Source organism: Microcystis sp. LE19-84.1B, assembly GCF_027531875.1.
GTDB classification, from domain to species: domain Bacteria; phylum Cyanobacteriota; class Cyanobacteriia; order Cyanobacteriales; family Microcystaceae; genus Microcystis; species Microcystis panniformis.
The window spans coordinates 1-5,219 of the sequence record NZ_JAPZSR010000229.1 but is presented as its reverse complement, the minus strand read 5'-3'; the positions used below and the strand labels follow the sequence as shown (position 1 = coordinate 5,219).

The following is a 5,219-nucleotide window of genomic DNA, read 5'->3' as shown; positions in this document are numbered from 1 at the left end:
TCAATCCTTATCTGGCAAGAGATTTAATTGATTAGTTCGCTCCAGATCGCAAACAATTGACAAAAATTGCGGCAATGTCTGTCTCTATAAAGGTTTCATTCCTTATAACCCCGTCCATTGCATAAGACAAACCGAAGAACCACTCAAGCTATTTTAAAAAAAATTAAAGTAAAAATTCCACCCCTTCCCATTCAACAAAAAATCGCCGATATCCTCTCCAAATATGATGATTTAATCGAAAATAATCGCCGCCGCATCGAGTTATTAGAACGTTCAGCCCGCTTACTTTACAAGGAATGGTTCGTCCGTTTACGCTTCCCCGGACACGAACACACCCCGATTATCGATGGTATTCCTGAAGGGTGGGAGAGATTAAAACTAGGTGAGGTTCTAACCTTACAAAGAGGATTCGATCTTCCTAGTGCAAAAAGAACTCACGGACAATATCCTATTTTTGCATCAACCGGTATTAATGGTTATCATGAAAAGGCTAAAGTTCAAGCACCGGGTATAGTGACAGGTCGAAGTGGTTCTTTAGGCAAAGTTATGTATATTGCGGAAGATTTCTGGCCGCTTAATACAACACTGTATGTTAAAGATTTTATTAAAGTTGATGCGGTATTTGCACTTCATCTTTTAGAGAATTTACATTTAGAACAATATAATGCTGGTGCGGCAGTTCCTACTCTGAATCGTAATGATATTCATAAAATTAAGGTTTTATGTCCGTCTTGTACATTGAAATCTCTTTTTCTCGCTTTCGCCAATCCGATCTATACCCAAATTCATTTTCTTGATCGGTATAATCAAAAACTAAAACAAGCGCGTGACATACTACTTCCGAAACTTATGAATGGAGAGATCGAGGTGTAGAGGCGAAAGATCGATCGCACCTGTAAAAATCCCTGAAAATTGGCAATATTAATAAAATAAACCACTCCCCCGCACAATCGACCCTATGACCACCGAGGATAAAGTACAAGAACTCACCGCCAACTGTCTGCGAGATCAACTTGGTTGGCAGAGTGTCTATGCTTATAATCAAGAGGATTACGGTGAAAACAGCCTGCTCGGACGGCAAAATCAGAAAGAAGTTATCCTCAAACGCTACCTAAAACAGAAATTACGAGAATTTAACCCCAATCTTCCCGAAGAAGCCTATAATTCTGCCATTCTCCAAATCGAAGAAATCAACTCTAGTCAAACCCTTCTCGTCACCAATCAAGAGAAACATCAACTCCTTCTCGATGGAGTACAGGTGAGCTACCGCAACGCCAAAGGAGAGCTAATTAGACAAACCCTAAAAATCCTTGATTTTGACCAACCCAGCAATAACCATTTTCTAGCGGTTCGAGAACTGTGGATACAGGGGGAAATCTACCTCTGTCGCACGGATTTGGTAGGTTTTGTTAACGGCATTCCCCTACTCTTCCTAGAAGCGAAAAACCTCAACCGCGACCTAAAAGCGGCCTACGACGAGAATTTATTGAAGTATATCCGTACTATCCCCCATCTATTCGCCTATAACGCCTTTGCGATTTTAGTTAATGGCATAGATGCGAAAATAGGTAGTTTCTGCGGCAAATACGAACACTTTCACCCATGGAAACGCCTGGCCGAGAGTGACCCCGGCATTGTCGATATGGAAACCATGCTAAAAGGAGTCTGCGATAAAAATAACTTTATCGATCTGTTGGAAAATTATGTCCTTTTCGATAACTCCAGTGGCAAAACCTGCAAGATTATCGCCCGGAATCACCAGTTTCTGGGGGTTAACCAAGCGATCAATTCTGTGAAAAGATGGCGGGAGGGTGGGATAAAAGATAACAAACTTGGGGTTTTCTGGCATACACAAGGCTCCGGAAAAAGCTATTCTATGGTTTTTTTCACCCGCAAAATTCGCCGTAAACTAGGCGCAAACTATACCTTTGTTATCTGTACCGATCGCGCAGATCTAGACGAACAGATCTACTATACCTTTGCCGGTTCCGGATTGACCAATAACGAGCAAGAACTCTGCCGAGCTTCCAGTAACGAACAGTTACAGAGTCTTCTGGGAGAGCATAAAGCCTATATTTTCACCCTCATCCAGAAATTCAACCAAACCGTCAATCCCGACCAACCCTACAACTCCCGAAACGATATCATCATTATCAGCGACGAAGCCCACCGAACCCAGTACGGAACCCTGGCCAGCAACCTCCGGGCTGCACTTCCTGGCGCTGGTTTTATCGGTTTTACCGGCACCCCTCTAGTCAGCAACGACGAGATCACTAAACGCTATTTCGGGGATTATGTCTCCACCTACGACTTCCAGAGAGCGGTCGAGGATAAAGCTACCGTTCCCCTCTACTATGATGCAAGGGGTGATAAACTCTCGATCGCCGTCAACGACCTCAACGAACAGATCGCAGCCAAAATCGAAGAGTTAGAGATCGAAAATGTCGAGATAGAAGACCGTTTAGAAAGGGAATTAAGAAGGGATTACTACATTCTGACGGCCCCGCAGCGGTTGGATGCGCTGGCCCGTGATTTCGTTGAACATTACAGCACCGCTTGGGAAACAGGCAAAGCTATGGTGATTTGTATCGACAAGCTCACCTGTGTCAAGCTGCATAACCTGATCGATCGTTACTGGAGCGAAAAAATCCAACAACTGAAAAAAGACCTCAAAAAAATTACCGATGACCAAGAGGAAAACTATCGTCAGCGTCAGATTCAATGGATGGAAGCAACCCTAACGGCCGTGATCGTCAGCGAGGAACAGGGAGAGATCGACAAATTCCAGAAACACGGGTTAGATATTACCAGCCATCGCAGTGTAATCAAAAACGGCTTTGAACTGGCGGACGGTAAAAGAATCAGCCCAGAAAATGCCTTTAAACAAGCCGATCACCCCTTTCGGATCGCCATCGTCTGCGCTATGTGGTTGACTGGTTTCGATGTTCCCTCCCTCTCCACCCTCTACCTCGATAAACCCCTGAAAGCTCATACGCTCATGCAAGCGATCGCTCGTGCTAACCGGGTTAACGAGGGCAAAACTAACGGTTTAATCGTGGATTACTGCGGAATTCTCAAAAATCTCCGCCAAGCTCTCGCCGATCTCGCCCAAATTTCCGATCAGGGACGCAGGGAAGACCATCTTAGTCTCGACCCCACGAAACCGCAAGAAAATTTACTGGATGAATTGGCCCGATCGATCGAGGCAGTTAAAGACTTTTTGGGGGAAAGTAACGCATCCCTAGACGCACTCCTCGAATATAAAATACCTAGTTTTGCCTTCAATAAAGCCATTAACGACGCGAAGGAAGCGATCAATCGAAGTGATCAGGCCCGACAAAATTTTCAACTCCTCTCCCAAGAGGTCTTCCATCTTTTTAAGGCCTGTCTTAATCAGCCATCGGTTAATCACTACCGTCCGGCTCACGACACGATTAAACTGATCTATAAATGCGTTCAAGGTGATCGGGAGAAAATAGACATCGGGGAAATTCTCTTGGAAATGCGATCGGTAATCGACGGGGCGATCGATGTAACCACCGAAGCGAGGGCCGATGATACCCCACTGTACAACATCAGTAAAATCAACTTCGAGCGTCTGAAACAGGAATTCGCCAATAGCGATCGTAAGAATACCACCGTCCAAACTCTCAAAAACGCCATCGAAAACCGTCTCCGAACAATGCTCGAGCAGAATCTGCAACGGACGAACTTTCAAGAACATTACGAGCAGATCATCGCTGATTATAATTTCGAGAAGGATCGGGTGGCGATCGAACAGACCTTCGAGGCCTTATTAGAATTCATTCAGGAACTCGATCGTGAGTCCCAACGGGCGGTTAGCGAGGGATTAGACGAGGAATCCCTGGCCCTGTTCGACCTTTTAACCAAAGAGAATCTATCACCGCAAGACATTGAAAAAATTAAACAGATCGCCACGCGGCTTTTGGAAACCCTAAAACAAGAGAAACTAAAGATCGATCGTTGGCTAGATAAAGAATCCAGTCGGGCGGAGGTTAAAACTACTATTCACAACTTTCTATACAGCGATCATACTGGTTTACCCGTCGATCTCTACACGGAAGAAGAAGTGGAAGAAAAAACGGAAGAAGTCTTCCGTCACATCCTGCGAGTTTATCCAAGTCTGCCTTCGCCTTATTACAGCGCGGCTGCCTAGATTCTGGACTGTCCATGTCCATATTTCGCTTTTCCGAAGTTGCTGATTTTAGCTCTGATAATCATCACCGTCCCTAAATATTTGCTCCGATTTTTTATAGTAAAGTTATACTATTAAGGAAGCAAAGACGAAATTCTAGGGTTAAGCAATGGTTAGACAACTCGACGACAGCCCGAAAACCACAATCGTCTATCCCGATAGCGATGGTAAACCGATGGCCGACAATACAAGACAATTTCGCTGGATTACGACGATTAAAGCGAATTTAGACTGGTTATTTGCCAATAATGCCGATGTTTTCGTTGCCGGTGATTTACTCTGGTATCCCGTGGAGGGAGATAATAAAACTCGGCAAGCACCTGATGTGATGGTAGCTTTTGGCAGACCAAAAGGGGAAAGAGGTTCCTATCAACAGTGGAAAGAAGACAATATCCCCCCGCAAGTGGTTTTTGAAATTCTCTCTCCGGGTAATACCCAAACGGAAATGACCAGAAAACTGCTGTTTTATGACCGTTATGGTGTGGAAGAATACTACATTTATAATCCCGATAAAAATGATTTGGGCGGCTGTATTCGTCGGGAAAATCGGCTCGAAAGTCGGGAAAATCTCGATAATTGGGTAAGTCCTCGCTTGGGCATTCGTTTTCAATTAGCTCAACCGGAGTTACTCTTGTATTATCCCGATGGTCAACCTTTCACCAGTTACAACCAAGAACGACAACGGGCCGAAACGGAACGACAACGGGCCGAAACGGAAAGTCAACGGGCCGAAACGGAACGGCAACGGGCCGAACGATTGGCGGCAAAACTGCGGGAATTAAATATTAGTCCCGAAGAAATTTAAAAAAAAATGCTCGATCGAATCAATCGATCGAGATAGTCTCGCTACAATGAAAGTAGATGTGCGAAACGTTTAGGCATGAAATAAGGTTGAAATACCTGAAATAACCGCCTAGTAAGGTCTTCAGTCCCCTGACTGAATCTAACAGGTCAACCCTGACCAACCTTATAACTGTTTATATGTCCCGACGTTTAGTATCAC

Annotated in this window: 3 protein-coding genes; all 3 read left to right on the top strand. The window is 44.5% G+C overall.

Translation table 11 applies throughout. The annotated features are described in order from the left end of the window. The first annotated feature begins 117 nt into the window (after positions 1–117). On the top strand, positions 118–873 hold the full coding sequence (locus O9324_RS13410; RefSeq protein WP_287627854.1) for a restriction endonuclease subunit S: 756 nt from the start codon (positions 118–120) through the stop codon (positions 871–873). Between the two features lie 85 nt (positions 874–958). Then, positions 959–4,177 (top strand): type I restriction endonuclease subunit R, encoded by a 3,219-nt coding sequence (locus O9324_RS13405; RefSeq protein WP_288140434.1) that lies wholly within the window; start codon positions 959–961, stop codon positions 4,175–4,177. A 148-nt stretch (positions 4,178–4,325) separates the two neighbouring features. After that, on the top strand, positions 4,326–5,021 hold the full coding sequence (locus O9324_RS13400; protein ID WP_288140433.1) for a Uma2 family endonuclease: 696 nt from the start codon (positions 4,326–4,328) through the stop codon (positions 5,019–5,021). The last annotated feature ends 198 nt before the right edge of the window (positions 5,022–5,219 follow it).

Bases quoted from the DNA above. Each gene is read 5' to 3' on its own strand.
- O9324_RS13400 (WP_288140433.1), top strand. From the start codon at position 4,326: ATGGTTAGACAACTCGACGACAGCCCGAAAACCACAATCGTCTATCCC.
- O9324_RS13405 (WP_288140434.1), top strand. From the start codon at position 959: ATGACCACCGAGGATAAAGTACAAGAACTCACCGCCAACTGTCTGCGA.